24 protein-coding genes, 15 tRNA genes and 2 pseudogenes are annotated in these 25,162 nt (G+C 63.3%); 31 read left to right on the plus strand and 10 right to left on the minus strand.

The features are described from left to right. Positions 1–1,200 (minus strand): replication initiation factor domain-containing protein, encoded by a 1,200-nt coding sequence (locus tag AC30PD_RS06485; protein ID WP_489534833.1) that lies wholly within the window; start codon positions 1,198–1,200, stop codon positions 1–3. A gap of 675 nt (positions 1,201–1,875) precedes the next feature. On the opposite strand from AC30PD_RS06485, the gene AC30PD_RS06490 reads away from it, so the two are divergent. Both AC30PD_RS06490 and AC30PD_RS06495 read left to right on the plus strand, forming a co-directional pair. After that, on the plus strand, positions 1,876–3,444 hold the full coding sequence (locus AC30PD_RS06490; protein ID WP_489534834.1) for a DUF262 domain-containing protein: 1,569 nt from the start codon (positions 1,876–1,878) through the stop codon (positions 3,442–3,444). A 19-nt stretch (positions 3,445–3,463) separates the two neighbouring features. Further along, positions 3,464–4,294: a hypothetical protein gene (locus AC30PD_RS06495; protein WP_489534835.1), complete on the plus strand. Its 831-nt coding sequence runs from the start codon at positions 3,464–3,466 to the stop codon at positions 4,292–4,294. 47 nt (positions 4,295–4,341) lie between these two features. On the opposite strand, the gene AC30PD_RS06500 is transcribed toward AC30PD_RS06495, so the two are convergent. The 3 genes and pseudogenes from AC30PD_RS06500 to AC30PD_RS06510 form a co-directional block, all read right to left on the minus strand. Beyond that, positions 4,342–4,737 (minus strand): tyrosine-type recombinase/integrase, encoded by a 396-nt coding sequence (locus AC30PD_RS06500; protein ID WP_489534969.1) that lies wholly within the window; start codon positions 4,735–4,737, stop codon positions 4,342–4,344. A gap of 115 nt (positions 4,738–4,852) precedes the next feature. Continuing rightward, positions 4,853–5,071, minus strand: a pseudogene (locus AC30PD_RS06505) (nucleotidyl transferase AbiEii/AbiGii toxin family protein); the annotation flags it as partial. A 278-nt stretch (positions 5,072–5,349) separates the two neighbouring features. Next, positions 5,350–5,721 (minus strand): hypothetical protein, encoded by a 372-nt coding sequence (locus tag AC30PD_RS06510; protein ID WP_489534836.1) that lies wholly within the window; start codon positions 5,719–5,721, stop codon positions 5,350–5,352. Between the two features lie 125 nt (positions 5,722–5,846). Between AC30PD_RS06510 and AC30PD_RS06515 the strand changes: the two genes are divergently transcribed. The 23 genes and pseudogenes from AC30PD_RS06515 to AC30PD_RS06625 all read left to right on the plus strand — a co-directional run bounded on the left by AC30PD_RS06515 (position 5,847) and on the right by AC30PD_RS06625 (position 15,126). Continuing rightward, positions 5,847–6,041 (plus strand): hypothetical protein, encoded by a 195-nt coding sequence (locus AC30PD_RS06515; RefSeq protein WP_489534837.1) that lies wholly within the window; start codon positions 5,847–5,849, stop codon positions 6,039–6,041. Positions 6,042–6,241: 200 nt separating this feature from the next. Beyond that, positions 6,242–6,317: transfer RNA gene (locus AC30PD_RS06520), tRNA-Gly, on the plus strand. 146 nt (positions 6,318–6,463) lie between these two features. Next, positions 6,464–6,540, plus strand: a tRNA-Thr gene (locus AC30PD_RS06525). 8 nt (positions 6,541–6,548) lie between these two features. Further along, positions 6,549–6,625: transfer RNA gene (locus AC30PD_RS06530), tRNA-Glu, on the plus strand. A 95-nt stretch (positions 6,626–6,720) separates the two neighbouring features. Continuing rightward, a tRNA-Asp gene (locus AC30PD_RS06535) sits at positions 6,721–6,796 on the plus strand. Between the two features lie 9 nt (positions 6,797–6,805). Continuing rightward, a tRNA-Phe gene (locus tag AC30PD_RS06540) sits at positions 6,806–6,881 on the plus strand. 10 nt (positions 6,882–6,891) lie between these two features. Further along, positions 6,892–6,970 (plus strand) — tRNA-Arg (locus tag AC30PD_RS06545). Positions 6,971–6,975: 5 nt separating this feature from the next. Beyond that, positions 6,976–7,061, plus strand: a tRNA-Cys gene (locus tag AC30PD_RS06550). Positions 7,062–7,068: 7 nt separating this feature from the next. Next, positions 7,069–7,144, plus strand: a tRNA-Asn gene (locus tag AC30PD_RS06555). A gap of 155 nt (positions 7,145–7,299) precedes the next feature. Continuing rightward, positions 7,300–7,375 (plus strand) — tRNA-Pro (locus AC30PD_RS06560). Positions 7,376–7,394: 19 nt separating this feature from the next. Next, a tRNA-His gene (locus AC30PD_RS06565) sits at positions 7,395–7,465 on the plus strand. Between the two features lie 23 nt (positions 7,466–7,488). Beyond that, positions 7,489–7,564: transfer RNA gene (locus AC30PD_RS06570), tRNA-Lys, on the plus strand. Positions 7,565–7,573: 9 nt separating this feature from the next. Then, positions 7,574–7,658: transfer RNA gene (locus tag AC30PD_RS06575), tRNA-Leu, on the plus strand. Positions 7,659–7,666: 8 nt separating this feature from the next. Then, positions 7,667–7,741 (plus strand) — tRNA-Met (locus AC30PD_RS06580). A 52-nt stretch (positions 7,742–7,793) separates the two neighbouring features. Then, on the plus strand, positions 7,794–7,997 hold the full coding sequence (locus AC30PD_RS06585; RefSeq protein ID WP_489534838.1) for an SEC-C metal-binding domain-containing protein: 204 nt from the start codon (positions 7,794–7,796) through the stop codon (positions 7,995–7,997). 46 nt (positions 7,998–8,043) lie between these two features. Next, a tRNA-Val gene (locus AC30PD_RS06590) sits at positions 8,044–8,110 on the plus strand. Between the two features lie 14 nt (positions 8,111–8,124). Further along, positions 8,125–8,200 (plus strand) — tRNA-Arg (locus tag AC30PD_RS06595). A 41-nt stretch (positions 8,201–8,241) separates the two neighbouring features. Then, entirely contained in the window at positions 8,242–8,817 is a 576-nt protein-coding gene (locus AC30PD_RS06600; RefSeq protein ID WP_489534839.1) for an HNH endonuclease, read from the plus strand. A 93-nt stretch (positions 8,818–8,910) separates the two neighbouring features. Next, entirely contained in the window at positions 8,911–9,930 is a 1,020-nt protein-coding gene (locus AC30PD_RS06605; RefSeq protein ID WP_489534840.1) for a hypothetical protein, read from the plus strand. 28 nt (positions 9,931–9,958) lie between these two features. Continuing rightward, positions 9,959–11,179 (plus strand): RtcB family protein, encoded by a 1,221-nt coding sequence (locus tag AC30PD_RS06610; protein ID WP_489534841.1) that lies wholly within the window; start codon positions 9,959–9,961, stop codon positions 11,177–11,179. 562 nt (positions 11,180–11,741) lie between these two features. Then, a complete protein-coding gene (locus tag AC30PD_RS06615) occupies positions 11,742–12,881 on the plus strand; it encodes an iron-containing alcohol dehydrogenase (RefSeq protein ID WP_489534842.1) in 1,140 nt (379 codons plus the stop codon). A gap of 15 nt (positions 12,882–12,896) precedes the next feature. Then, positions 12,897–14,336, plus strand: coding sequence for an aldehyde dehydrogenase family protein (locus AC30PD_RS06620; RefSeq protein ID WP_489534843.1), 1,440 nt, complete (start codon positions 12,897–12,899; stop codon positions 14,334–14,336). A gap of 66 nt (positions 14,337–14,402) precedes the next feature. Further along, positions 14,403–15,126 (plus strand): annotated as a pseudogene (locus AC30PD_RS06625) (SDR family oxidoreductase). A 21-nt stretch (positions 15,127–15,147) separates the two neighbouring features. On the opposite strand, the gene AC30PD_RS06630 reads toward AC30PD_RS06625, so the two are convergent. From AC30PD_RS06630 to AC30PD_RS06650, 5 genes are read right to left on the minus strand one after another with little or no spacing between them, the layout of a single operon-like run. Continuing rightward, positions 15,148–16,212, minus strand: a complete 1,065-nt coding sequence (locus AC30PD_RS06630) for an ABC transporter substrate-binding protein (protein WP_489534844.1) — start codon at positions 16,210–16,212, stop codon at positions 15,148–15,150. Positions 16,213–16,220: 8 nt separating this feature from the next. Beyond that, positions 16,221–16,538, minus strand: a complete 318-nt coding sequence (locus AC30PD_RS06635) for a hypothetical protein (RefSeq protein WP_489534845.1) — start codon at positions 16,536–16,538, stop codon at positions 16,221–16,223. Between the two features lie 3 nt (positions 16,539–16,541). After that, positions 16,542–17,300: an ABC transporter ATP-binding protein gene (locus AC30PD_RS06640; protein WP_489534846.1), complete on the minus strand. Its 759-nt coding sequence runs from the start codon at positions 17,298–17,300 to the stop codon at positions 16,542–16,544. Further along, a complete protein-coding gene (locus tag AC30PD_RS06645; RefSeq protein WP_489534847.1) occupies positions 17,297–18,106 on the minus strand; it encodes an ABC transporter permease in 810 nt (269 codons plus the stop codon). Before AC30PD_RS06645 ends, AC30PD_RS06640 begins: the two co-directional genes overlap by 4 nt. After that, complete coding sequence (locus tag AC30PD_RS06650) at positions 18,103–18,876, minus strand: ABC transporter permease (protein WP_489534848.1); 774 nt, start codon at positions 18,874–18,876, stop codon at positions 18,103–18,105. The genes AC30PD_RS06645 and AC30PD_RS06650 overlap by 4 nt, the downstream gene beginning before the upstream one ends. 337 nt (positions 18,877–19,213) lie before the next feature. Here AC30PD_RS06650 and AC30PD_RS06655 point away from each other — a divergent pair, with 337 nt between their 5' ends. From AC30PD_RS06655 to AC30PD_RS06665, 3 genes are all read left to right on the plus strand, one after another. Beyond that, positions 19,214–20,140, plus strand: a complete 927-nt coding sequence (locus AC30PD_RS06655; protein ID WP_489534849.1) for a LysR family transcriptional regulator — start codon at positions 19,214–19,216, stop codon at positions 20,138–20,140. A gap of 219 nt (positions 20,141–20,359) precedes the next feature. After that, on the plus strand, positions 20,360–20,650 hold the full coding sequence (locus AC30PD_RS06660) for a DUF1330 domain-containing protein (protein ID WP_489534970.1): 291 nt from the start codon (positions 20,360–20,362) through the stop codon (positions 20,648–20,650). 345 nt (positions 20,651–20,995) lie between these two features. Continuing rightward, positions 20,996–21,325, plus strand: a complete 330-nt coding sequence (locus AC30PD_RS06665) for a hypothetical protein (RefSeq protein ID WP_489534850.1) — start codon at positions 20,996–20,998, stop codon at positions 21,323–21,325. Positions 21,326–21,330: 5 nt separating this feature from the next. Here AC30PD_RS06665 and AC30PD_RS06670 read toward each other — a convergent pair whose 3' ends face one another. Beyond that, entirely contained in the window at positions 21,331–21,906 is a 576-nt protein-coding gene (locus AC30PD_RS06670; RefSeq protein ID WP_489534851.1) for a hypothetical protein, read from the minus strand. A 117-nt stretch (positions 21,907–22,023) separates the two neighbouring features. Here AC30PD_RS06670 and AC30PD_RS06675 point away from each other — a divergent pair, with 117 nt between their 5' ends. The 3 genes from AC30PD_RS06675 to AC30PD_RS06685 all read left to right on the plus strand — a co-directional run bounded on the left by AC30PD_RS06675 (position 22,024) and on the right by AC30PD_RS06685 (position 25,156). Beyond that, positions 22,024–22,968 (plus strand): LysR substrate-binding domain-containing protein, encoded by a 945-nt coding sequence (locus AC30PD_RS06675; protein WP_489534852.1) that lies wholly within the window; start codon positions 22,024–22,026, stop codon positions 22,966–22,968. 134 nt (positions 22,969–23,102) lie between these two features. Beyond that, complete coding sequence (locus AC30PD_RS06680) at positions 23,103–23,594, plus strand: formate dehydrogenase subunit gamma (RefSeq protein WP_489534853.1); 492 nt, start codon at positions 23,103–23,105, stop codon at positions 23,592–23,594. Next, on the plus strand, positions 23,591–25,156 hold the full coding sequence (locus AC30PD_RS06685) for a formate dehydrogenase beta subunit (protein WP_489534854.1): 1,566 nt from the start codon (positions 23,591–23,593) through the stop codon (positions 25,154–25,156). The genes AC30PD_RS06680 and AC30PD_RS06685 overlap by 4 nt, the downstream gene beginning before the upstream one ends. Positions 25,157–25,162 lie beyond the last annotated feature (6 nt).

A 25,162-nucleotide genomic window follows, 5' to 3' on the forward strand; every position in this document is an offset into this window, starting at 1 on the left:
TCAGTCCGATGGAAGCATTGACGAGAAGCTGCCCGGTGACTCCGGATCGAGCCGTTCCGGCGAGCCAGCCAAGTGGTAGCTGTACGGTTCGATTCGCGCCGGTATGCCGTCGCGCCACAACTCCGTCACGACGCGCCCCATATCACCGCCGTACACGTGGCTCATCAGATTCACCAGCTTGCCGACCTGCTGCCTGCCGTGCTCTACAGCCGAATCGAACGAGATCGTCACGCTATTGGCGATTGTCTTGATGCGCGCCTGCTCCGCGTTGAGGAAGGCGAGGCAGGGATAGGCCCCAGCCAAGTACTTCCCGGGCTCTGTGAGCAGCTCGTAGGGGATCAATCGATCCTTGCCGTGCCACTCGACCTCGATGCGAGTCCAAGGGCTTGAAGGGTTCCCGAGCTGCTTGCCCTTTTCGTAGATGCGGCAGTACTTGCCGCTCGTGCGACTGCCAATGCCGAGCGTGCGGCCCTTGGACGACGATTCACCCGCCAGCCAGTCGCCGAACACTTGATGCCGCGGCTTGCGCCCTCCGGCGTTGAATCCACTGGCCGCGTACTGATCGATGGCCCAGGCAATGCTGGCAACCTCGCCGCAGAAATCGTCATAGGCCACATCGGCGCGCTTGATGCTGGCCGCGTGTTCGCGCAGCCAGGTTGCAAGACCAGCCCAGTCTTCGACCATGGCGCAGCCCTGACCTTGAATGCTGAAGTAGACGTGACCGCGCTGGCTCGCGCCGCCCCAGGCGATGAGGCCTGCGCCGCTCCCGAAGCGCACTGACTGCTTGAATCCAAAGCAACCGTTCCGCTGCTCGAGGCGCTCGACTGGCAGAAAGCGCTGCATCTGCGCCATGACCCACCGCATCGATTCTGCCGCGGGTGGCCGCACCGTGAAGGCGAGCGCATCGAGCTGCGCGGCCCGCGGTGGCGCGGCAGCATCCACGACTAGGTGTCGAGTGACCTGCACGTTGTGCTCACTGAAGACGTAAACCTCGACAGGCTCGCCTGTTTCGGTGTCGAAACCTTTCGGGGGCTGGTCACGGCTTTGGAAGCTGTCGGCTTCTTTCTTTCCCCCCGTAGTTACTGTACGGGGGCCTTCCGTGGCGCCCGTGCCGTCGAGGCGCGGCGGCTCCGCCGCTCGCTCCACGCCGGCGCGCGCGCCTTGCTCACTCACTACCGATTCGTTGCCCTGTTTGGACATGAAGAACTCCTTCGCAGCTGCGACGTGCGGAAGGAGTGGAGGACGAGTACGCCGCAAGCACCTGCCGCCCGCCAGGTTGATGACGGTCGTTGAAGTGCGAATGCGTTTCTCTTGTCCTGAGGAGCGGCCTACTTGTGGCTTTTTGCCTGGCTATGCTCGCGCGGAAATCTGACCTAGTGGGGCTCGCTGATCCACGTCACTTGGTGAAGCGACTCTACCAAACGGAAGTAGTGGGTATGCAAGTATTCAGCAGCCGGTGTAGCTCGGTGAGCTGCGAACACGGGTTCCCCACCGAGTGCTTCGCAGTTGTGGACAACACGCCCTGTGGCCTGGGAGGGGCCGGCGCGTTGCCCACAACCAAGCCCGGCGGACAACCCTGACACCTGCAGCAGTAAGCTGCGCCCCGTTTTGGTGTCCCGCTTGCGGTGAAGCCTCCGTTGCGAGCGAGCTGCCGGAAGTTCGTGTTGCGGGCCACTTTTCCCGAAGACTCGGCAGTATGCAAGACGCCGGAACCCTGATAGCGTGCCCGACTTCGGGTGGGAATGGTGCGCGTCGGCAACGACGGAATTCTAGAACGAGTTAACGAAATAACTGGGCGGCAGGATCACATAAATCCTATCTGGAACAACATTGAATACTCCACTTAACGCTTCAGCAACAACGGCTGGCGCCCTAATGTCCAGCTCGGAATTCGTCATTCCTCCTTACCAACGTGAGTATTCTTGGGAGGACGAGGTCTCCGAGTTTTGGAACGATCTGAGCAAAGGTCTCGGTGATGAGCCATATTTTCTCGGTCTTGTGATATTGACAGAGGAGGAAGGCCGAAAACAGGTGGTCGATGGACAGCAAAGAATATTAACTCTCACATTGTTAGCAGCTGCCCTATTTCATGAGGCGATCAGAAGCAAGCGGAAAGCTTTGGCTGAGAGAATTCAATCTGACTTCCTTAGGTCGATTGATTACAACACTGACGAAACGAATCCTCGGGTGACATTGTCGGACAGTCTGGATAATCAAACGTTGCAGGCCATACTGGAGAATGGTGGCGACAGCTTCGTTGGGGGTATCGAACAGAATTCAATATCGAAACGCTTGCTAGAAGCATTCGAATTTCTGCGCTCTAGACTTCGCAAAGACTTGGCTCAGGATCCGTTTAAGAGGCTCGGAGCGTGGACTGATTTTCTTACCAACAGGGTGTATTTCGCAGTGTTCGTTCATCCGGACTCCGCATCTGCATATAGAGTATATGAAGTAATCAATACTCGAGGCCGAGAATTAACCACCGCTGATCTGCTCAAAAACTATATTCTGAGTCAAACAAAGCCCGCAGCGCGGGATGCTTTATATGCCCGTTGGCAGGCAATTGCCAGGCAATTCCCCATAGCCGGTGCGAATTCTTTTGTTCAATATATTAGGCATGTGGTGACGCTCAATGGTGGGCATATTCTTCCGAAAGACTTGTTTGACTTTCTTGCCCAGAGAGCCACGTATGGTCATAGGAAGCCGCCGACTCCGAGTGAGTTGATGGATCAACTTGAAACAAACCTCCCGCTCTATCTTCAGATGGTGGATCCGTCGTTAGACGGTCCAGCAGACCCTGTTGCTCTGAGAATATTTTCAGCACTCAATAGTCTAAGTGTTATATCGATTCGCCCGATCTTATTGGCGGTATCACATGCACCAAACCAACTGGAAGGCATGACAAGTATATTGAGGCTAGTTGTTCGCAGAATTGTCGTGGGTAACCTAGGGACCGGCAATGTGGAGCGAAGATTCGGTGAAGCAGCGTGGAAAGTAAACGCCTCTAAGAACTGGAAAGTACTTGTTGATGACCTTCGAGACTTGAATCCTGAGAAGGATGACTTCATTCGTCAACTAACGAAGCGATCTTTCAACAAAGAAGTACTTGCATTTCTCCGGCGATCGACTATCGCGAGAAGCGTAACTCCCGATGAAGCTGGTGAACTTCATTTTATATTGCCGAGAAACGCTGAGACGTGGGATGGCATCAGCGAGGAAGACGCGAATTTCTGGGGAAGTACGATAGGAAATACATTCCTCTCAACTCTTAAGCGACGGCCAAAAGGGGCGAATTCTTGGGAAGGATTCAAGTCGAGTATGCTGAGAACGGGAATTGATAATGAATGGGTGGAAACATTGGTTGAATTGGATCCTTGGGATGCTCGGACGATTGAGTCAGTCGGGTCGGAGTTGGCGCAAGTCGCTGGCGACGTCTGGTTCTGACGCTCACCGGTTCAGTACCATGCACATCGAGGTGTTAGTTAAATTGCTCGATCGACATACAACTATTGATTCTTTGGGCGCGCTCGTTACTGCAATGTCGCCCGTCATGGTGAATGGAAGATCAATATCGACGATCGCGATTGGACTAGACGCGAATGTGTTCTTAAAGTTGGGGAGCCACGCTCGGCGCGAAGATATTGTTGACTATTTAGACGAGCGGCATCCTGCGCCATTGATACTTCCTGGTCAAGCAATTCAAGAATTCTGGAATAATCAGCTTTCCGCAATTGAAACCGTATCAGCTTCTGTCAAAAAGAAGTTCGATGCGCTTCGAATCGATGCACAAAAGATCGATCCCAACTTCGGAGAATATGCGAATGAAATGGATGGTCTTTTGCTGAAATTCGGTACTGATTACGGGTACGTATATCATGAATCCACTCTCAGAAACACACTAAAAATTCTTGAGTTGCTACATCGAAAAGCGATTAGCCCGTATGTTCCTCGGCAAGTATTTCAGAATATTGCTGCCGGGCGAAAAAGAACAAGGACACCACCTGGATTTAAAGATGAAGCTGACGGCGACTTCTATATCTGGGCGGACTTCTTGTTGGGGCTTCTGCTGGCGAAGGAGCGGGAGATGGCTTTTGACCACGCCGTTATGGTCACGCAGGATCTGAAGCTGGATTGGAGTCGAAGTGGCATCGCACACCCGGTTCTCGCCGCTGAAGTTCGAGCGTTGACTGGAGTGTCATTCGAGGTGTGGACGATCGAGCAGCTTTATGCCGCCATAGTTGCCGAGGTCGCCGAAGCTCCGCAGGTTGCCGCCGTGGTGCCCGCACCGACGTAGCCAATTCGTAGCTGGCAATTGTCCGATTACTCGGTTCTTGGTTCCCTTTAGCGCCCCACTCCCCGGTATGCGTGTGCCGTGGTCGTAAGTGATGAGGCGCCTGGGCCGGTTGAAAATCCGCGTGTCGGTGGTTCGATTCCGCCCCAGGCCACCAGTGAATTCAAGGACTTAGCGCGAAAGCACTGGGTCCTTTTTGTTTGGGCGTACCCGCCGAAGGCATCGAGCCGACTGGCCGCACCTTGCAGCGCTTCGGGCGCGACGTGGGCATATCGTTCGACCATCGCCCCGGTTTCCCAGCCGCCCAGCCGTTGCAGTTCGTGCGCCGGGGTGCCAGCCCGGCGGTGCCAGGGTGCAAAGGTGTGGCGCAGATCGTGCCATTCGAAGTTCTCGGTACCTCCTCGCTTGAGCGCCGCCGACCAAGCCTTGGCGTTGAGTTGGCCGATGGGCTGGCTCTTTTAGGTGAACCCGTGGGCGTGGTGCTTGCCGATCTGCTTCCGCACCACGGACAACGCCGTTGGCCGGCAAGTGGACGCGGTATCCCTGGCGTGCGAGCGCGGCCTGCACGCTGGCCAGTTCCTTGCCGATCGCCTGCAATGCGGTCTGGCGATCCAAACGATGGTCGACGAACACGAGATTGCTGTCGACCGACAGGCGCGGCATCTCTCGCACGAACAGGTTCAGCGGGGTGCCACCCTTCATCGCGAAGCGCCCGGAGGCGAAGACCGCGGGCGCGATGGCGAGCAGTAGCCGAACGGTGTCGATGTAGGTCTGGTTCATGGCCGTCGCAGGTCGAGGCGCTCGCTCTTGCTTGCTCCGGTACCGAGACCAGCACGCGCGGATCGCCGGCTGGCGGCGGCTGGAGGCCGTGTGGCGCCGAAGAGTTGCCTCGCTTGATAGCTTGATAGCTGGCTGGGAAGCGGGGCATGAACCACTCGAGCGCTTGCTGAACGGGTGCGTTCGGATGAAAGCGGACCCTCGTACCTGCGACGGCTCGTGATCCTCAAGGCAGTGCGACTCAAGTTCTGCTCTGCTTGTCGTTTTTGACCATCGCCAGTTCAACGAGACTTCGCGACCGCCTCCTTCAGGCGCTCACGCAGTGCCTTGCGTCCTGCGTGGTTGGTGGCTCGCCATGCTGATAGCGCGAGTTCCAGAAACGCGGTCTCGGCAACCGAAGGTGCAACGTCCTTGCGCGACTCATCGAGCCATCCCGCGCGTTGAGCACACGCCGACTCGATCTGTCGTGCGAGCTTGTCGCCGATGGGTCGCGACGACTTGATCTGGCTCCACATGCTCGGTGAGATCTGCAGGGTGGTCGCGAAGGCCTGCTCCAGTCCCTTGGGCGATGCGCCGGAGGCGAGCGCCTTCTCAGCGTAGGCCTGGAACAGAGCGAGTGCGTTCTGTCTTCGAGTGACGGTGATGTTGACCACGGGGTGTGTTCACGATGCAACGGGTTCAAGCAACATTGTCGCAGGGGGTTGACGACGTAGTAAAGACTATTTACAGTCCGCCTCCTCTGCTCATCGAGCATCACCTTTTCTCTGGAAGACTCATCGTGAAAGCCGCGCACATCGTCACAGCCAACCGACCCATGGAGGGGTTGGTCGCGTTCGTGCCCGCGTTTTCGATGACGGCGGTGAAGCAGTCGTTCGGCGCGTGCACGAGTGCACTGCATCTGACCCTGCCGGCCAGCTATCAAGCGCTTGATCGGAACGAGGGCCAGGTGCATCCGGGAGAGGGCAGCGCGTAGACGCGCACCCTCCAAGCTCTGTACGCAGAGGCCCGGATTCCGAAAGGATCCGGGCCTTTTTTCATTTCTGACTTCAAACGGCCCGCGCATCGGCACAGGCCCGCGATCGATGGATCGCACCACCAGCGACGGTGGACGCTCTTTAACAACTTGCTGCGAGGCGACCTCGGTACTGGCCGATGGAGTGCCTCGCAACTTTTGCGGATGTAGCTCAGCAGGCAGAGTGCGACCACGCCATGGTCGAGGCCACGAGTTCGAGACTCGTCATCCGCTCCACTTCGGGTGTGTCTTTTCACTCCGTTGCCGCGCGACATGGTGTTGGCGGTGCGGGATGTGCGCGACCCTTGGCCAGGCCACGTGCAGCGAGACACCACATCCGACGGGATGCTCGCGTTTGGGCACAGCCGAAGTGGATCTCCATCGCCCTCGTAGCTCAGCAGGCAGAGCAGCCGCCTTGTGAGCGGCAGGCCGCGCGTTTGAACCGTCGCCGAGGGCACCACCAGACAAGTCGCGTTCGTCTAGACGGCCGAGGACACCACTCTTTCAAGGTGGATACGCGGGTTCGAATCCCGTACGCGACGCCAGCACAAGGAACCCTCGTCGAGCTCACGCTTCGGGGGTGGAAATCGGCCGCAAGCATTGGGCGGCGCCGGAACCCGTGACCGGATGGAAATGCATTGCCTCGTTAACTCAGTGGCCAGAGTGCCGGCCTGTCTAGTCGGAAGCCGCGGGTTCGAATCCCGCACGGGGCGCCAGATCAGTTTGCCGAGATAGCTCAGCAGGTAGAGCGGTGCGTTGAAGGCGCGCGCGTCGGGGGTTCGATTCCCTCTCTCGGCACCAGACAGTCAGAACCTCGTTAGCTCAGCTGGATCAAGAGCGCCGGTCTACGAAGCCGGAGGTCGCACGTTCGAATCGTGCACGAGGTACCAGTTCACTCGACGTAGCCAAGTGGTCGAAGGCATCTGGCTGCAAACCAGGCGGCGCAAGCCCGCGTCCGTTCGAATCGGACCGTCGAGTCCAGATCCATTCCCCGATAGCGCAGATGGCAGAGCGCCTGGCTGTTAACCAGGAGGTCCGTGGTTCGAAACCACGTCGGGGAGCCAGTTCAGTTTGATCTCGCGTAGCTCAGTGGCAGAGCAGCGTATTGATAAGGCGCAGGTCGGTGCTCGCGGGCTTTGCCCGCGATCCCCACAGGTCGAAGGGAACGTGCAACGCGCATGGCGCGTTGCGGGTTCCCATCCGCGGGTACCCGTTTCAGCTCGGTGTGGCGCAGATGGCAGCGCGCGTGATTTGGGATCACGAGGCCGCAGGTTCGAGACCTGCCACCGAGACCAGTCAAGCGTGCGCTTGGGTGTGGCCGTAGCTCAATGGAAGAGCCGTGGGCTGTGAACCCGCTCGTGCCGGTTCGACTCCGGCCGGTCACCCCCTAGCGCATTCTGACTCTCATGCGTCGCGAACTCGAGTGGCAGAGAACCGGGCTCTTAACCCGGATGGTCAGGGTTCAAGCCCCTGGCGACGCACCACCCAGCAACCCCCTCGTGGCGGAATCGGCAGACGCACCGGTCTCAGAAACCGGAGCCGCAGGGCATGTCCGTTCGACTCGGACCGAGGGGACCATCTTCAGCAGTCCGGTAGCTCAGCGGCAGAGCAGCGCCCTCATAAGGCGAAGGTCGGTGGATCGTGCCCACCCCGGACGACCAAGGATCTCAGAAGACCAACAACCACCAAGGAGGTGTGACATGAAACTGATCAATGAAGACGACGTGTGCTTTCGAGGTCACGAGCAAGCGGCGCAAGGGCTTCCCGTCTGAGACGGGAGTCAAGCGTGGTGCTCGTGTTGTCGGCGGCGTGAAGGAGCTCATCGAGAAGCTCGGGCGCAACGACCCCTGCCCATGTGGCTCCCCGAAGTCGTTTCAATCGCTGCTGCCTGCGCAGCGGCTGTTTTCGACGGCGTGAACCGCGATCACTACGAGCGTTGATTGCTCGTCGCCCTTGCGGGTGTAGCTCAGAGGCAGAGCAGCGCTCTTACAAAGCGACGGTCGACGTTTCGAAATCGTCAGGGGCTACCAACCCATCACTCACTACGTCCGTAGCTCAGCTGGAAGAGCACGACCCTCCGAAGGTCGAGGCCGGTGGTTCAAACCCACCCGGACGTGCCATTCACTTTCTTACCTGTACGGCCCGTGAAAGGAGGCCACCCATGCGCTCACATTCACACAGCCACGTGCTGCAGCTCGACATCCAGGGCACGCCCCAGGCGTGGATCTCGCTCGAGCATGCCGCTTCGCACGTCGCTGCGGGTGCCGTGGCGTGGGTCGAGGGTGTTGGCCCGCTCGCCACGCTGCGTGGTGGCTTCAACGTCGCGCGCGGCAAGCAGTCGACCATCGACGTCTACCCGATCGTTGCGCTGCACGGCGCGTCGCGCGTCAACCTGTTCGACGTGGTGCCGGCCTTCAACAAGGGCAAGCTGTTTCGTCGGGACCGGCTGACCTGCGCGTATTGCGGCCAGCGCTTTTCGGAGCGTGACCTGCAGTGCGAGCACATCGTGCCCGAATCGCGCGGTGGCGGCTGGACCTGGATGAACCTGGTCACGGCCTGCGGTGTGTGCAACGGTCGCAAGGCCGACCGCACGCCGGAGGAAGCGCGAATGCCGCTGGTGTACCTGCCGTACGTACCGAGCCGCTTCGAGGACTTTCTGCTCGAAGGCCGACACATCCGCGCGGACGTGCACGAGTGGTTGGCTGCACGGCTCCCGAAGGGATCGCGCCTCAGCTGACGCAGTTGGCATCCATCGCACCTCAAGGTGCATGTCGGGGGAGCGCACCACGTCACATGTTGGGTGCGCTCCCCGAGGATTCGAAAGAACATCATGAAGAACGAACAACTCCCTGTCATCGACATCAAGGTCAAGCAGCCGCCCGTGCTCTTCACGAAGACGCAGGCGCTGATCGCCCGGCTCGCGCAGCGGCTGGGCGGCCCGCTCGTGGCCTACTGGAATGGCCCGCGTGGGTCGGTGTGCCACACCGACGTGGTGGCGCTGTACCGCGTGCTCGAGCGGCTCGGCCGAGTTGAGGTGATCTATTTGTTCCTGAAGTCGGATGGCGGCAGCGGCCAGGTGTCGCTGCGTCTGGTCAATCTGCTGCGTCAGCATTGCAATCGACTCGTGGCACTGGTGCCGCTGGAATGCGCCTCGGCCGCGACCATGATCGCGCTCGGTGCCGACGGCATCCAGATGGGGCCGACCGCTTACCTGACCGCGGTCGACACCTCGCTGAACCACGCGCTCTCGCCGGTGGACCGCGACAACGACCGGGTCAGCGTCAGCCTGAACGAGTTGCAGCGTGTGATCCGCCTGTGGCGCGAGCAACAGGGTGATGTGCCGGAGAACGCGTACAAGGCGTTGTTCCAGTACGTTCACCCGCTGGTCATCGGTGCGGTCGACCGCGCGGAGTCACTGTCGATCATGCTGTGCCGCGAGTTGCTGGCGTATCACATCGCAGACGAAGCGAAGGCCGACGCGATCGCGACCGCGCTGAATGGCAAGTACCCGTCGCACGGCTATCCAATCCTGCTCGACGAGGCGGTGAAGATTGGCCTGCAGGCGCAGCGCATGCCGGCCGACGTGAACGCCTTGCTGCTGCAGCTCAACGCCTTCTACAGCGAGATGGGCCAGAAGGCGACGACCGACTTCGACGAGACGCGCGCGCACAGCAACGAGATCGCCAACATCTGGGAATCGAGCGGCGCGCAGGTCTACTACCAACAGGACAAGGACTGGTTCTATCGCGCCGAAGAGCGGCGCTGGATCACGATGAACGACAACAGCGGCTGGCGCCGAATCGAACGTGTTGGCAAGCGCATCGAGCGCGGTGCGCTGCACGTGGCGTGAAGGCGCCCTCCGCAAAAGGAGAATTCACATGGAAGAAATCAACTACATCGAAGAAGACGTACCCGGCGGAGTGCCGGTGAAGATGTGGACGCGTGGCGTGCCCGTCGAAGACGAAGCCAAGCGCCAGCTCACCAACGCCGCGCGCCTGCCGATCGTGTTCAAGCACATTGCCGCGATGCCGGATGTGCACTTCGGCATCGGCGCGACCGTGGGCTCGGTGATCCCCACGCTGCGCGCGATCATCCCGGCCGCGGTGGGTGTCGACATCGGCTGCGGCATGATGGCCTGCAAGACCACGCTGACGGCGGAAGACCTGCCCGACAACCTGGCGCCGCTGCGTTCGGCCATCGAACGCGCGGTACCGCACGGGCGTTCTCCGGGTGCCCGCGACCCGGGCGCCTGGGGCAAGGTACCGGGCTCGGTGGACACTGCGTGGGCGCAACTGGAGCCCGAGTTCACCGAACTGTGCCGCGATTACCCGAAGCTGGCGAAGACCAACAACCGTGCGCACCTCGGCACGTTGGGCACCGGCAACCACTTCATCGAGGTCTGCCTCGATGAGCAGGGTGCGGTGTGGTTCATGCTGCACTCGGGTTCGCGTGGCGTGGGCAACTTCATCGGCACGATGTTCATCGAGCTGGCGAAGCAGGACGCGCTGCGCAACAACGCCAACCTGCCCGATCGTGATCTGGCCTACTTCGAAGAAGGTGCGCGCTACTTCGGCGACTACGTGCGCGCCGTCGGGTGGGGCCAGAAGTTCGCAGCGCTGAACCGCGAAGTGATGATGAAGCGTGTGATCGAAGCCGCGAAGACCGTGCTGCACAAGAGTTTTCAGAGCCACATCGAAGCGGTGAACTGTCACCACAACTATGTGCAGATGGAGCATCACTTCGGCGAAGACGTGTACGTGACCCGCAAGGGCGCGGTGAGTGCGAAGGCCGGGCAATTGGGGATCATCCCCGGCAGCATGGGTGCGCGCAGCTACATCGTGCGCGGCAAGGGCAACCCGGAATCGTTCGAGAGCTGCTCGCACGGCGCCGGGCGCGCAATGAGCCGTGGCGAAGCGAAGCGCCGCTTCACGCTGGCCGACCACCGCGCTGCGACCGAAGGTGTCGAGTGCCGCAAGGACAAGGACGTGATCGACGAGACGCCCGCGGCCTACAAGGACATCGATGCGGTGATGGAGGCGCAACGTGATCTGGTCGACGTGGTGCACACCTTGAAGCAGGTGGTGTGCGTGAAGGGCTAGATCGGAGCCGATCTGAAGGGCGTTCGTCGGGAGACGGACGCCCTTTTTTCTTGTCGACCTGCCCGCCCGAGTTTGTCAAACGCCGAACGCTTGCATGACCCTGCGAACTCGATGAACGGAGACACGACTCTTCCTTCGCATGGACTTCGTCAACACGCCTTGCTTCAAACGCTTCAAGCGTGACGCTGGGCCGCCGAGCGCGATCGACATCCCCATCTGTTGCCGAGGAGCCTGGAGATGGTTGTGTGAATCGGCGGCGGCAACGGTCTGAAATGTGAATCCGTTATAGCGACATCACATCTTCTCAGTTGTCTTGTGAGCCATTAGTGCAAACATTGGCGACTGATCAGCTCTCTACAAGGTCATAAAAGGGGCAGTTGGATCTACAGGCCCAGATCTTTCGAAATGCAGGCGTTGTCCGTCACTCTTTTCTTTTCCGAGGATTCGAGCCGAATGCCGTCGTCAATGGCGTGTACCCATTTGCGCACCTGATTCGACGGATCTCGTGAGCCTGCACCGACAACCTCGACCAAACGCCTCGATATAACCTCTTCTTATTGCCATGGCCCTCATCAATTACATCACCCAAGTCCAGTTCGAGTTCGGCGCTGTCCGCCTTCTGAGGCAGGAGTGCGAACGTGTCGGCATCCGCCGGCCGCTGATCGTGACCGACCGGGGCGTGAAGGCGGCCGGCATCATCGACACCGTCCTGGACGCGCTCGCATCTGAGGGCACCGTGGCCCTCTATGACGGCACTCCGCCGAACCCGAACGAGGCTGCAGTGCGTGAGGCGGTCGACGCGTTCCGGAAGGGCGCCTGCGATGGCATCGTTGCCGTGGGCGGCGGCTCATCCATCGATCTCGCCAAAGGCGTCGCCGTCTGCGCGACACACGACGGCCCGTTGCAAGGCTTTGCAGCGATCGAAGGTGGGGTGGATCGCATCACATCCCGCACGGCGCCCGTCATCGCCGTCCCCACGACCGCCGGCACCGGCAGCGAAGTGGGTCGCGGTGCGATCCTCATCCTCGACGACGGCCGCAAGCTCGGCGTGATTTCGCCGTTCGTCGTGCCCAGAGTTGCCATCTGCGACCCGGCACTGACGCTGGGCCTGCCGCCGGCGCTGACGGCGGCCACAGGCATGGATGCCATCGCGCATTGCATCGAGACTTTCCTGTCTCCCGCCTTCAATCCGCCCGCCGACGGCATCGCGCTCGATGGCTTGTGGCGCGCCTGGCGTCACATCGAGCGCGCAGTGCGCCAGCCCGACGACCGCGACGCGCGGCTGAACATGATGAGCGCGTCGATGCAAGGCGCCCTGGCGTTCCAGAAGGGGCTCGGGTGCGTGCACAGCCTGAGTCACTCGCTCGGTGGTGTCGACCCGCGGCTTCATCACGGCACGCTCAATGCGATCTTCCTGCCCGCCGTGATCGCATTCAACCAAGAGGCCGCGTCGGTGCGCGAGGAGGGCAAGCTCGCCCGGCTCGCCCAGGCGATGGGCTTGGCCAGCGGGGCCGAGGTGGGGCCTTCCGTGCGCGCCATGACCGAGCGGCTCGGCTTGCCCACGGGCCTGGCCCCGCTGGGCGTGACGCGGGCGATGTTTCCTGACATCGTTCGGGGCGCCCTGAAGGACCACAGCCACCGGAGCAATCCCCGCGTCGCATCCGACAGCGATTACGAAGCCATGCTCGAAGTCAGCATGTAAAGGGGCCACCAAGCCATGTTCAAGAACCTGATTGGCGGCGAGTGGGTCGAAGGCCCTCGCGTCTCGCGCAACATCAACCCCTCGGACACGCGCGACGTTGTCGGCGAGTTCGCTCAAGCCGACCCGGCCCAAGCCGCGCAGGCGATCGCCGCAGCCGCACAGGCTCAGCCGGCATGGGCCCTGTCCACCCCGCAGCAGCGATTCGACATCCTCGATGCCGCCGGCACCGAGATACTGGCGCGAAAGGCCGAACTTGGCGACCTGCTGGCCCGCGAGGAAGGCAAGACCCTGCCCGAGGCCACGGGCGAGGTGGCCCGGGCCGGCAACATCTTCAAGTTCTTTGCCGGCGAAGCGCTGCGTGCGGGTGGCGATGTGGTGCCGTCCGTGCGTCCGGGCGTCGGCGTGGAAGTCACCCGCGAGCCCGTCGGCGTCGTGGGCCTCATCACGCCCTGGAATTTCCCGATCGCGATCCCCGCCTGGAAGATCGCCCCGGCCCTGGCTTACGGCAACGCCGTGTTGCTCAAGCCGGCTGATCTGGTGCCTGGCAGCGCTTGGGCCATCGCCGACATCCTGCATCGCGCGGGCCTGCCGGCCGGGGTGTTCAATCTGCTGATGGGCCGCGGCTCCGAAGTGGGCCAGGTGCTGCTGGAAGACAAACGCGTGAACGCGATCAGCTTCACCGGCTCGGTGGCCACAGGCCAGCGCATCGCGCGGGCCTGTGTTGCGCGCATGGCCAAGTTTCAGCTGGAGATGGGCGGCAAGAATCCGATGGTGGTGCTGGACGACGCTGACCTCGACATCGCGGTGAACGCGGCGCTGAACAGCGGCTTCTTCTCCACCGGCCAGCGCTGCACGGCTTCGTCGCGACTGATCATCACTGAAGGTATCCACGACCGCTTTATCGCTGCGATGGCCGACAAGATGAAGAGGCTGAAGGTCGACGACGCACGCAAGACGGGCACCGACATCGGTCCCGTGGTCGACGACAAGCAGCTCGCTCAAAACCTCCGGTACATCGCGATCGCCACGGCCGAAGGCGCCAGGTTGGTGGCGGGCGGCGAAGCGATCGACAGGAACGGGGACGGGGCCCCCGGGCACTACATGCGTCCCGCCCTCTTCGCCGAGACGACCGCGCAGATGCGCATCAACCGCGAAGAGGTGTTCGGCCCCGTGGTCAGCGTCATTCGCGCGAAGAACTACGACGAGGCACTGCACCTGGCCAACGACTCCGAGTTCGGTCTGTGCGCCGGCATCGCCACCACGTCCCTCAAGTACGCAACGCATTTCAAGCGCCATGTTCAGGCCGGCATGGTGATGGTGAACCTGCCGACCGCGGGCGTGGACTACCACGTGCCCTTCGGCGGCCGCAAAGGCTCCAGCTACGGGCCGCGTGAGCAGGGGCGCTACGCCGCGGAGTTCTACACCACGGTCAAGACGGCGTACACGGCCGCCTGATCGGCGCCGCGCGCAGCGGCCGCACGAAGCGCTGCGCGTTCCATTCCCATTTCTGCGAAGGCACCCATGGCACAAAGAAGAGTCGCGCTCGTCACGGGCGCTGGCAGCGGCATAGGCAAGTCCGCGGCGCTCGCGCTCCTGAAGGACGGCTACCACGCCGGCCTGGTCGGCCGGCGCAAGGACAAGCTGGAGCAGACCGCGGCGGAATCCGCCGCCGGGGACCGCGCGCTGGTGCTCGCCGCCGACATCACGAAGGACGCCGACGTCGAGAAAGTGTTTGCCGAAGTCAAAGCCAGGTTCGGCAGGCTCGACGTCCTGTTCAACAACGCCGGCATGGGCGCGCCCGCGATGCCGATGGAAGACCTGCCGATCGAGAAATTCCGCGAGGTGGTCAACCTCAACCTGGTGGCGATGTTCATGTGCACCCAGCACGCCATCCGCATCATGAAGGCGCAGGACCCGAAGGGCGGCCGCATCATCAACAACGGTTCGCTTTCGGCACACGCGCCGCGGCTGATGTCGGCTGCCTACACGGCCACCAAGCACGCGGTCACCGGCCTGACCAAGTCCATCTCGCTCGACGGCCGCGTGAACGACATCGCGGCGAGCCAGATCGACATCGGCAACGCGCTCACCGAACTGGCCACAGGCATGACGAACGGCGAGCCGCTGATGGACGTGCAACACGTCCGGCGACGCCGTGCTGCACATGTCCAACCTGCCACTCGACGTGAACGTTCAGTTCATGACCATCATGGCCACGAAAATGCCATTCATCGGCCGCGGCTAGCGTGCCGCGGCGGGCAACGGATCAGGGCTTGAAAACGAAGCCCGGCTTGATCGCCACCTCCGCAGGGATGGGCTGCAGGTCAGAGAACAGCGCCGGGTAGGTCTGCATCACATTGAGGATGTACTTGGGCTCGATGTGCTTGTTCACGTCGAACACCGACTTGATCACGCCCAGCCGTTGCAGTGTGTCTTGCGCCTTCCAGAGCGCACGATAGTTGTACGCGGAGATGCGGCGGTCCAGTTGCGCAATGTTGTACTGCATCGCAGTTTCCGCAACGTCCTGCTTCAAGCCGGGAATCCAGCGCGTGCCGATGGCAGCGGCTTGCTTGGGATTCTTTCGCATCCACTGGTCGGCCTCGGACACGCCCGCCAGGAATTTCTCGATCGTTGCGCCGTTCTTCTCGACCCAGGGCCGCAGGGCGATGTTGAAGCCGAGATACGAAATCACATCGCCGCCGCGGATCACCTCGATCGCACCGGGCACGTCCTTCATGCCCATGACCGGCGCCGGGTCCCACGCCACGAACGCATCCACGCCCTTGGCCAGCAACGCCACCGTCATCTCCGGCGGCGGCGTGTTGACCAGCGTCACGTCGGCCGGCGTCAGGCCGCCTTTCTCGAGCAGCCCGAGGACGTACAGGTGGTTGATCGTTCCGAACGAGGTCGCGATCTTCTTGCCCTTGAGGCTCTTCAGGTCACCCTTGACGATGCCGGTACCACTGTTCGCGATCATGGCGAGCGTGGCATCGGACCCGAGCTTGGTGGCGTTGCCGCTGAAGTTGCCGAGGAACACCAGGTCCATGCCGCGCAGGATGGCGCCGATCGCCGGGACGCCGGCCTGGACCATGTCGGTCTCGCCCGCCTGCAGTGCGTTGAGCGCATCGACGCCGGTGGCGTAGGGGCGCGCGATCGTCACGTCGAGCCCGTACTTTTCGAAGAAGCCACGCTCGACGGCAACCGGCAAGGCCAACATGTCGACGGCGGCCACCATGCCGACCCTCACCTTGACGAGATTCGTGGGCTGGGCCAGCGCCAGGAGCGGCAAGAACAGCAAAGAACAGAGCAGTAGCGCAATTCGTTTCATCATGGTCTCCATCATGGTTGTAGCGGCTCAACACGCGTCACCCAGTAAGGGCGGGCGACGGTTGTCAGATCCACTCGTTTCACTCCGCGAACTTCAACGGCGTTCTGCTCCGTACCGGATACCCGGCCATAGGCCTGGAACCGCTGAAAATGAAAGCGCTCCGGAGGAAAGGCCAACGTGACCAGCACGTTCACCTTCTCGGAATTGCCCGCAAGGCCTGCGATCTTGTTCGGGGCAGCGATCGTCAACCACACCTGCCACGCCACATAGCAGAGCGCGACCGCCAGCAGGATGTGAAACCTCCCAGACCTGAGCACGTCACGCAGCATGATTCAGGCTGACCGCACGAGTTGAAGAACGCGCGCGGTGAGGGCCTTGAACCGGTCGTCCTCGTTGAGGTGGTCCCACACCCTGGGCCGCGGCAGGTCGACGGCGATCTCCTCCAGCACCTTCCCCTTGGACAGGGCGACCACCCGGTTGCCCAGGAACACCGCTTCCGCCACATCGTGGGTGATGAAGATGACCGTGGGCCGCTTCTGCTCCCATATCCGGGTCAGTTCTTCCTGCAAGGTCATGCGCGTCTGCGCATCCACGCTGGCGAAGGGTTCGTCCATCAGCAGCACGTCGGGTTCGTTGGCCAGCGCGCGCACCACACCGACACGCTGCTGCATGCCGCCCGACAGTTCGTTGGGATAGCGCGTTGCGGCATGGGACAACTTGGCGAGCGCCAGATACTCGTGCGCGATCTTCTCGCGTTCGGCGCGGCCGACGCCGCGCATCTTGGGGCCGAACGCGACGTTGTCGAGGACGGTGCGCCACGGGAAGAGGGCCCATGACTGGAACACCACGCCGCGGTCGGGGCCCGGCCCCTTCACCGGCCGGCCGCCCACCAGGATTTCGCCTTCGGTGTGCGGGAGAAAACCCGCGATCATGTTGAGGAGCGTGGTCTTGCCGCACCCTGACGGGCCGACGATGGACACGAACTCGCCCTCCGGTATCTCGAGTGACAAGTCGCGCACCGCCGTCACGTTCGCGCCAGCGTGCACGTCGAAATAGGTCTTCGAAAGGTTGCGAATCGTCAGGCTTTTCACTTCGTCACCAATCCCCAGCGCTGTCCCGTGGCCCGCTCGATCGGCGCGAGGATCCAGCTGTCAACGATGTACCAAAGAAACCCGAGAATGATCATGCCCAGCAGGATCTCGACGACCGAGCCGGCGCGGCGCGCATCGAACATGAGGAAGCCGATGCCGCTGGTGCCGACGATGATCTCGGTCGCGATGAGCGCGCGCCAGCCGTAGCCCAGGCCGTTTCGCAGGCCGGTCATGATGTTGGGGAGCGCACCCGGCAGCACCACCTCCCAGAGCATGCGGGTGCGCGACGCACCGAGGCTCAGCGCGGCGCGATGCATGTTGATCGGGATTGAACGCACTCCGAGCACCGTGTTCAAGATGACCGGGAAGATGACCGTGTAGACGATGACGACCGTCATGGTCGTCAGCCCGTAGCCGAACCAGATCACCAGGATCGGCAACCACGCGATGTCGCCGATGGCCTGAAAGAACATCAGCAACGGCCACAGCACTTTGTGCGCACGCTGGCTGAGGCCCACCAGGATTCCGAGGGGGATGCCCAGCGCGATGCCCCAGAACGACCCGACGACGAGGCGCACGACGCTGTCTTGCAGGTAGTCTGGCAGCACGCCCGTGTAGACGAGCGTCCCGAACGAGCGCACGACCTCCGCCGGCCCGGGCAGAAACGCCCGCGGGAAAAGCTGGGCCTCGGTCACGACCCACCAGGCCGCGATCAACGGAAGGAACGGCACGATCGTGCCGATCGACGGCCATCGCGTCGTCAGGCGCAGGTAGCTGCTCCAGGCCTTGAGGAGAAGTGTCGTCATGCGCGCTGCACCAGGCCCCAGCGCTCGCTGGTGGCGCGCTCGATCGGAGCCAGCAGCAAGCGATCCAGCAGCAACCACAGCACGCCGATGACGATCATGCCGAGCACGATCACTTCGGTCTTGTAGAAATCGCGTGCCACGAACAGCATGTAGCCGAGGCCCACGTTGGTGGCGATCATCTCGGCGGCGATCAGCCCGCGCCAGGCAAAGCCCAGCCCCGTGCGTATGCCAGTGACGATGTTGGGAAGCGCGCCGGGCAGCAATATCTCGGTGAGCATCGCCCATCGCCCCGCGCCCAACGAGGCGGCCGCGTTACGCACCTCCAGCGGAATGGTCGAGACACCGAGCAGCGTGTTGTACGTGACGATGAAGAACACGGCGTTGAAGATCACGAAAGTGATGGCGCCGAACCCGTAGCCGAACCACAGGGATGCGAGCGGGATCCAGGCGATGCCTGCCAGCACCGAGAAGAACCTCAAAGGGGGCGTGAGAAAGCTGGAGACCGCCGGGCTGACGCCCATCGCGATACCAAGGGGAACAGCGAACACGAGGGCGAGGGCCGTGCCGACCGTCACGCGCAGCAGGCTGGCACCGATGTGCTGAATCAAGGTGCCGTCTTTGATCCCATCGAGACCGGCCTGCGCCACCGAGCCGAGATGCGGGAACAAGCGGGGATTGACATCGAAGTACGGGACCAGGACCGCCCAAAGGACCAGCAGCACTGCGAAGGGAGCGCAGAACCAAAGCGACGACGAAAGCCGATGCCTCATCACTCTTCCTCAGACTCCAGGAAGCACCCGACCGGCCGGTCCTGCGGCCGGGGCCGGCCTTGCGCCGAGACAGCTTGGTCCGGTTTGAAAGAAGAGGCCTTCATGGCACGGCGACCCTTGGGCAACGCTCTCTTTTGATGGTGGCAGGGGTGGTGGCATGGTTCGCGAGGTTGACCTCGTCCTTCTGTCGACGCTGTTGACGGCGGCCCTGCCGTCGAGCGCACGAAACGTGTAGATCGCGCCGCGAATGCCTGCAGCACGCGATCAGTATTGCAGTATTCGTTCGCACGACAACTGAGAGAATATGATGTCGCTATAACGTTTTGGCAACCCGCGCATGACTCCACCGCTCCATTCGATCATCTCCAGGCTCCACTTGAAACAGCTGCGGCTGCTGGTGGCGCTGGGCGAGAACGGCTCGCTGTTGAAGGCCTCGCAGCAGGTCGCGTTGACCCAACCGGGCGCAAGCAAGGCATTGCAGGAAATCGAGACGACCTTCGGCACGCCGCTGTTCGTTCGCACCAACCGGGGCCTCGAGCCCAACGCCGTCGGCCACTGCGTGATTCGCTATGCACGCCTGATCCAGACGGATGTCGCGCACCTGCGCGACGAGATCATCGGGATCATGCGTGGCCAGGGCGGACGAGTGGCCGCCGGCGTCATCATGGGCGCTGTACCGCTGCTCACCGATGCCATCTCTGCGCTCGTTGCGCGGCAGCCGGACCTGTCCGTCGAGATCGTCGAGGACACCAGCGCTGCGCTGCTCGCCCAACTCGACGCCGGCCGCCTCAACCTGGCGATCTGTCGCACGACCATCAGCGAAGCGCCGCACGCCTACGACAGCGTGAAGCTCCAGGATGAAACGCTCGCGGTCATTGCCAACGTCGCCCATCCTCTGCGGCGCGCGAAGAAGGTCACCCTGCATCAACTGGCGCCATATCGATGGGTGGTGTACCGCACGAACATGCCGATGCGGCTCTTGCTCGAAGGTGAATTCCGCGACAGCGGGATCCGGTTTCCCCAGCACCTGCTCGAGACGACCTCCGCCTTTGCGACGCTGGCGCTGCTGCAGGCCAACCCCTCTTTCGTGGCAGTGGTGTCCATCGAAGTTGCGCGGTTCTTCGCGCGCCAGCAGATGTCGTGCATCCTGCCGTTGAATCTGGTGTCGCGAAGCGAACCCTATGAGCTCGTCACCCGCAAGGGAGGGGCGCCGCAGCCCGCCGCGCAACTGCTGATAGACGAATTGCTCCATCGCCGGTCCTGAGTATCGGATCAGGCTTCGGCGCTGTCGACAAACGATGGCCGGAGTCGCCGCGGAGGCGGCCAGCCAGTGGGTCTGGGTAGGCTGGTGCTATAACTGCCGCTCATTGCACTGGTGGCGATGGCGATGGTCAACTGCATCAACCAAACCAATTCGAGTTCACCGCCGTCGAGCGTCTGCGAGAGCCGCCAGCCCATTTCACACGTCCACAAGGGAAGTCTGATGTCCAAAGCTTTTTGGGTTACTACATACCGCGCCGTGAAGGATGCCGAGAAGGTCGCCGCTTACGCGAAGCTGGCGGGCCCGGCGCTCATGTCGGCGGGCGGCCGCTTCCTGGCGCGTGGTGAGCCGTCGACGGTCTATGAACTCGGGTTGAAGCAGCGCACGGTCGTGATCGAGTTTGACAGTGCCGAACAGGCCGTCGCAGCGCACGACAGCCCCGCCTACCAAGAGGCCCTGGCTGCTCTGGGCGACGGTGCGGAACGAGACATCCGAATCGTCGGTGGGGTTTGATCAAGGCTCAAACTGCCGCGCCAGCCTGCGAAATCAAGAACACGGCGAGCTGTGCGTGCTCAGAACACGCATGTTTCGCTTTCGATCTGACGCGGCCGACCCGCCGCTCAACAAGGCGTGCCGTCCTTGTGGGTGAAGCGCCATTGGCCTTCGACCGACACGGCTCGGCGCATTGATCGATGCCTGGGCGATATGCCGCCTGCTGGTCTGCACCGCCGGTGACGCCGTGCGGGGCCGCTGCGCTCGTCGATTTCCTGGCCGAGCTAGCAGCCGAACGCGGACCTTGAGCGACAGCCGACCTGCTGGCCGCCCCTCAGATTCCCGAGCGCTTGCCGATAACCCGGCATGCGCACGACACCCGACCCCAGACGCATGGCCGAGCAGATGCTGATGGTCGACGAGCTCCTGGGCGGCTTCGCCAAAGGCGCGATCTCGATGCACCCGGCCAGCTACCAGGCACTGGCCGAGTGGGTTCGCGACTCGTTCAAGGCTTCTGATTCCGGCGCCCTGCGGCTGCTGCGTGACGTGGCGCCGCTGGAGCTTCAAGGCATCGTCGAAAACGTGCTGCACGAGCGCCAAGTGGTTTCGTGGGCGGCCGACGACACCGTGGGCCTGAGCTCGCTCGCGGAATGCCTGAACCTGCTGAAGCGGCTGCGACGGCAGCATCGGGTCTGACGAGGCTACTTCGCCACCAACCTGAAATTGAACCTGACCGCGAGCCGGTCCTCCCCCGCCGCCACCGCCTCGATCTGAAACGCCTCCACCGTCGTCTGCAACTGCGCCGCGCTGTTCTGCAGCATCGAGCGCACCGCCTTCAATACGTCGAGGTCGATCGCACGCGGCAGCGCCGGCAGCAGGCCCGATTCGAGCACCAGGCGCACGGTCGGGTCGTCGACGCTGTCGATGCGCAGGTCGTCGAGCCGCACGCTGCCGCCGTTGGCGGCGGGGCGGCCTGAGACGACGGTCCAGGTGGCCACGCTCACACCCACGCAGGCGTTGCCGGTGTCCAGGCCCACGCGCGAAACGAGCCGCGAGCGGATCCTGATGCGGCCTTCTTTCAGTTCCACGCCGGGGCTTTCGAGGTAGGCGAAACAGGCGCCGCGCTGCAGGTCGTGGCGGCCGGCGTTGTTGAACATCGTCTGCATCACCAGCTTTTCGACGGCAGAACGTTCCAGCACGATCTCTGCGGCCTGCGAGAGGCCGGCCGCGGCCAGCAGCATGCACAACAGGCCGGCCCGACGGATGCTTCGGTTCATGGGTGTGGACTCCTCGTGGGCTCGTTCGCCGTTCGCCAATGCCGAGTGTGCCGCGCCCGCGCCCCAGGCTCTTATGCAAGGCCATTCCTAGTGGCCACGCGCATAGACTCGCGGCCCATGAACCTGTTCGTCTCGCTCAAGTACCTGGTCGCCCTCGACGACCACCGGCACTTCGGGCGTGCCGCGCTGGCCTGCCATGTCACGCAGCCGGCCTTGTCGAATGCGCTCAAGGCGCTCGAAGAACACTTCGGTGCGGCGATCGTCAAGCGGGGCCGCAACTTCGGTGGCTTCACGACCGAAGGTGACCGCATCCTCGTCAGCGCGCGCCGCATGCTGCATGAGCACGAACTGCTCGAGCAGGACTTGCGCAGCGCCGCCGGCGAGCCGCGCGGCCACCTGCTGATCGGCGCCGTGCCCACCGCCACGCCCATGGCGGCACGCTTCGCGGCGATGCTGCACGACCGCCACCCCGGCATCGTGCCGAGCGTGCGCTCGATGAGCTCGGTCGAGCTCGAAGCGCGGCTCGAAACCCTGGCGCTCGACATGGGCCTGGGCTACACCGAGCGGCTCGACGGCAGCCGCTCGCAGCTGCGCGTGGTGCCGCAGTACGAGGAGCGCTACTTCCTGCTGCGCAAGGCGGCGGCGCCGGCCGACCAGCCGCTGCGCATCGGCCCTTCGACCACCTGGCGCGAGGCCGCCGGCCTGCCGCTGTGCCTGATGAGCGCCGAGATGCACAACCGCACCATCGTCGACCGCGCGTTCGCCGAGGCCGGCGCTCACCCGTCACCCGCCATCGAGACCAATTCGATCCTCACGCTGGTGCTCAGCGTCGCGGCGGGGCGGGTCTGTGGCGTGATGCCGGGTGCGCTGGTCGGTGCGATGCAGGGGCAGCGAGACCTGGAAGCGCTGCCTCTGGTCGAGCCGCAGGTGGCGGTGCCGATCGCTTTCATGGTGCACGACAGCAACCGCCCCTCGCGCACGCTCGAAGCGGCACTGGCTTTCGCGCAAGACCCGGTATGGCTCGCGCACGCGGCCCAGTACAGCGGCTTGTTGTCGGGGTGAACGCGGCGCTGCAGCGGGCCGGGCTTCATCATTTCCGGATCGCATCGGTTCATTCACCGAGTCAATTGGACTGATCCCGCCGCGGTGTCGACACTGCGCCCCTGCGTCGCGTTGCGGCGACGAAGGAGGCCCGCATGTCAGTCGCTCACCCCATGTCTTCGCCCGACGATCTCGCCGCTGTCGAGGCCGTGCTGGCCGCGCACGCCGGCGAGCCCGGCGCGCTGCTGCCGATCCTGCACGACGTGCAGGGCGCACTGGGCTGCGTGCCCGGCCACGTGGTGCCGCGGATCGCCGACGCGCTAAACCTGTCGCGCGCCGAGGTGCACGGTGTCGTCACCTACTACCACCACTTTCGCGCCGAGCCGGCGGCGAAGAATGTGGTTCAGATCTGTCGCGCCGAAGCCTGCCAGGCCATGGGCGCCGAAGCGCTGTTCGCGCACGCCCGCCAGCACCTGGGCTGCGACGGCCACGGCACCTCGAAAGACGGCAGCGTGACGCTGGAGCCGGCCTATTGCCTGGGCCTGTGCGCCTCGTCACCCGCCATCACGCTGAACGACGAGCCGCATGCGCGGGTCACGCCGGTGGCTTTCGAGCGGCTGGTCGCCGAAGCGCGGAGGGCTGCATGAGCATCACCGCCACCACCATCTACGTGCCGCGCGATTCCGCGGCGCTGGCCGCCGGCGCCGACCGCGTCGCGCGCCGCATCGTCGAACAAGCCGCGGTGCGCGGGGTCGACGTGCAACTCGTGCGCAACGGCTCGCGCGGCCTGTTCTGGCTCGAACCGATGGTCGAGGTGGCCACGCCCGCGGGCCGCATCGCCTACGGGCCGGTCTCGGTCGACGACGTGGCCAGCCTCTTCGACGCCGGCTTTCTCGGCGGCGGTGCGCACGCGCTCCACCTCGGCCTGACCGAGCAGATCCCGTACCTGAAGAAGCAGGAGCGCCTGACTTTCGCGCGCATGGGCGTGACCGACCCGCTGTCACTCGCCGACTACGAGGCGCACGAAGGTTATGCCGGCTTGCGTGCGGCGCTGGCGCTCGCGCCCGAAGCCGTGGTGCAGCAGGTGCTTGACTCCGGTTTGCGCGGCCGCGGCGGCGCAGCGTTTCCGGCCGGCATCAAGTGGAAGACCGTGCTGGGCACGAAGGCGGCGCAGAAGTACATCGTCTGCAATGCCGACGAAGGCGACTCGGGCACGTTTTCCGACCGCATGACGATGGAAGGTGACCCGTTCATGCTGATCGAAGGCATGACGATCGCGGGCATCGCGACCGGTGCCACGCAGGGTTATGTGTACGTGCGCTCCGAGTACCCGCACGCGATCGCGGCGCTGAACGAGGCGATCCACCGCGCCGAGCTGGCGGGGTTTCTGGGCACCGACATCCTCGGTTCGGGCAAGGCCTTCTCGCTGCAGGTGCGCAAGGGCGCCGGCTCCTACGTGTGCGGTGAAGAAACGGCGCTGCTCGAAAGCCTGGAAGGCAAGCGCGGCATCGTGCGCGCCAAGCCGCCGCTGCCGGCCATCACCGGCCTGTTCGGCCAGCCGACGCTGATCAACAACGTGATCACGCTGGCCAGCGTGCCGATCATCCTGGCGCGCGGCGCGGCGTTTTACCGCGACTTCGGCATGGGCCGTTCGCGCGGCACGCTGCCGATGCAGCTCGCCGGCAACATCAAACACGGCGGCCTGGTCGAGAAGGCTTTCGGCGTGACGCTGCGCGGGCTGCTCTACGACTACGGCGGCGGTTCGGCCTCGGGCCGGCCGATCAAGGCGGTGCAGGTCGGCGGGCCGCTCGGGGCCTATCTACCCGAGTCGCAGTGGGACACGCCGCTCGACTACGAAGCCTTCGCTGCGATCGGTGCCACCGTGGGCCACGGCGGCATCGTGGTGCATGACGACACGGCCGACCTTTCTGGCCTGGCGCGTTACGCCATGGAGTTCTGCGCGCTCGAGTCGTGCGGCAAGTGCACACCCTGCCGCATCGGCTCGACACGCGGCGTGGAAGTGATCGACAAGATCCGCGCCAACCACAACCGGCCGCAGCAGGTGATCTTGCTGCGTGACCTGTGCGACACCATGGTTCACGGTTCGCTGTGCGCGATGGGCGGCATGACGCCGTACCCGGTGATCTCTGCACTCAACCACTTCCCGCAGGACTTCGGCCTCGAAGCCCCGGACCGCGCTGCCGCCTGAAGGAGA

Source organism: Rhizobacter sp., assembly GCF_032229685.1.
Taxonomy (GTDB): Bacteria; Pseudomonadota; Gammaproteobacteria; order Burkholderiales; family Burkholderiaceae_C; genus LMDS01.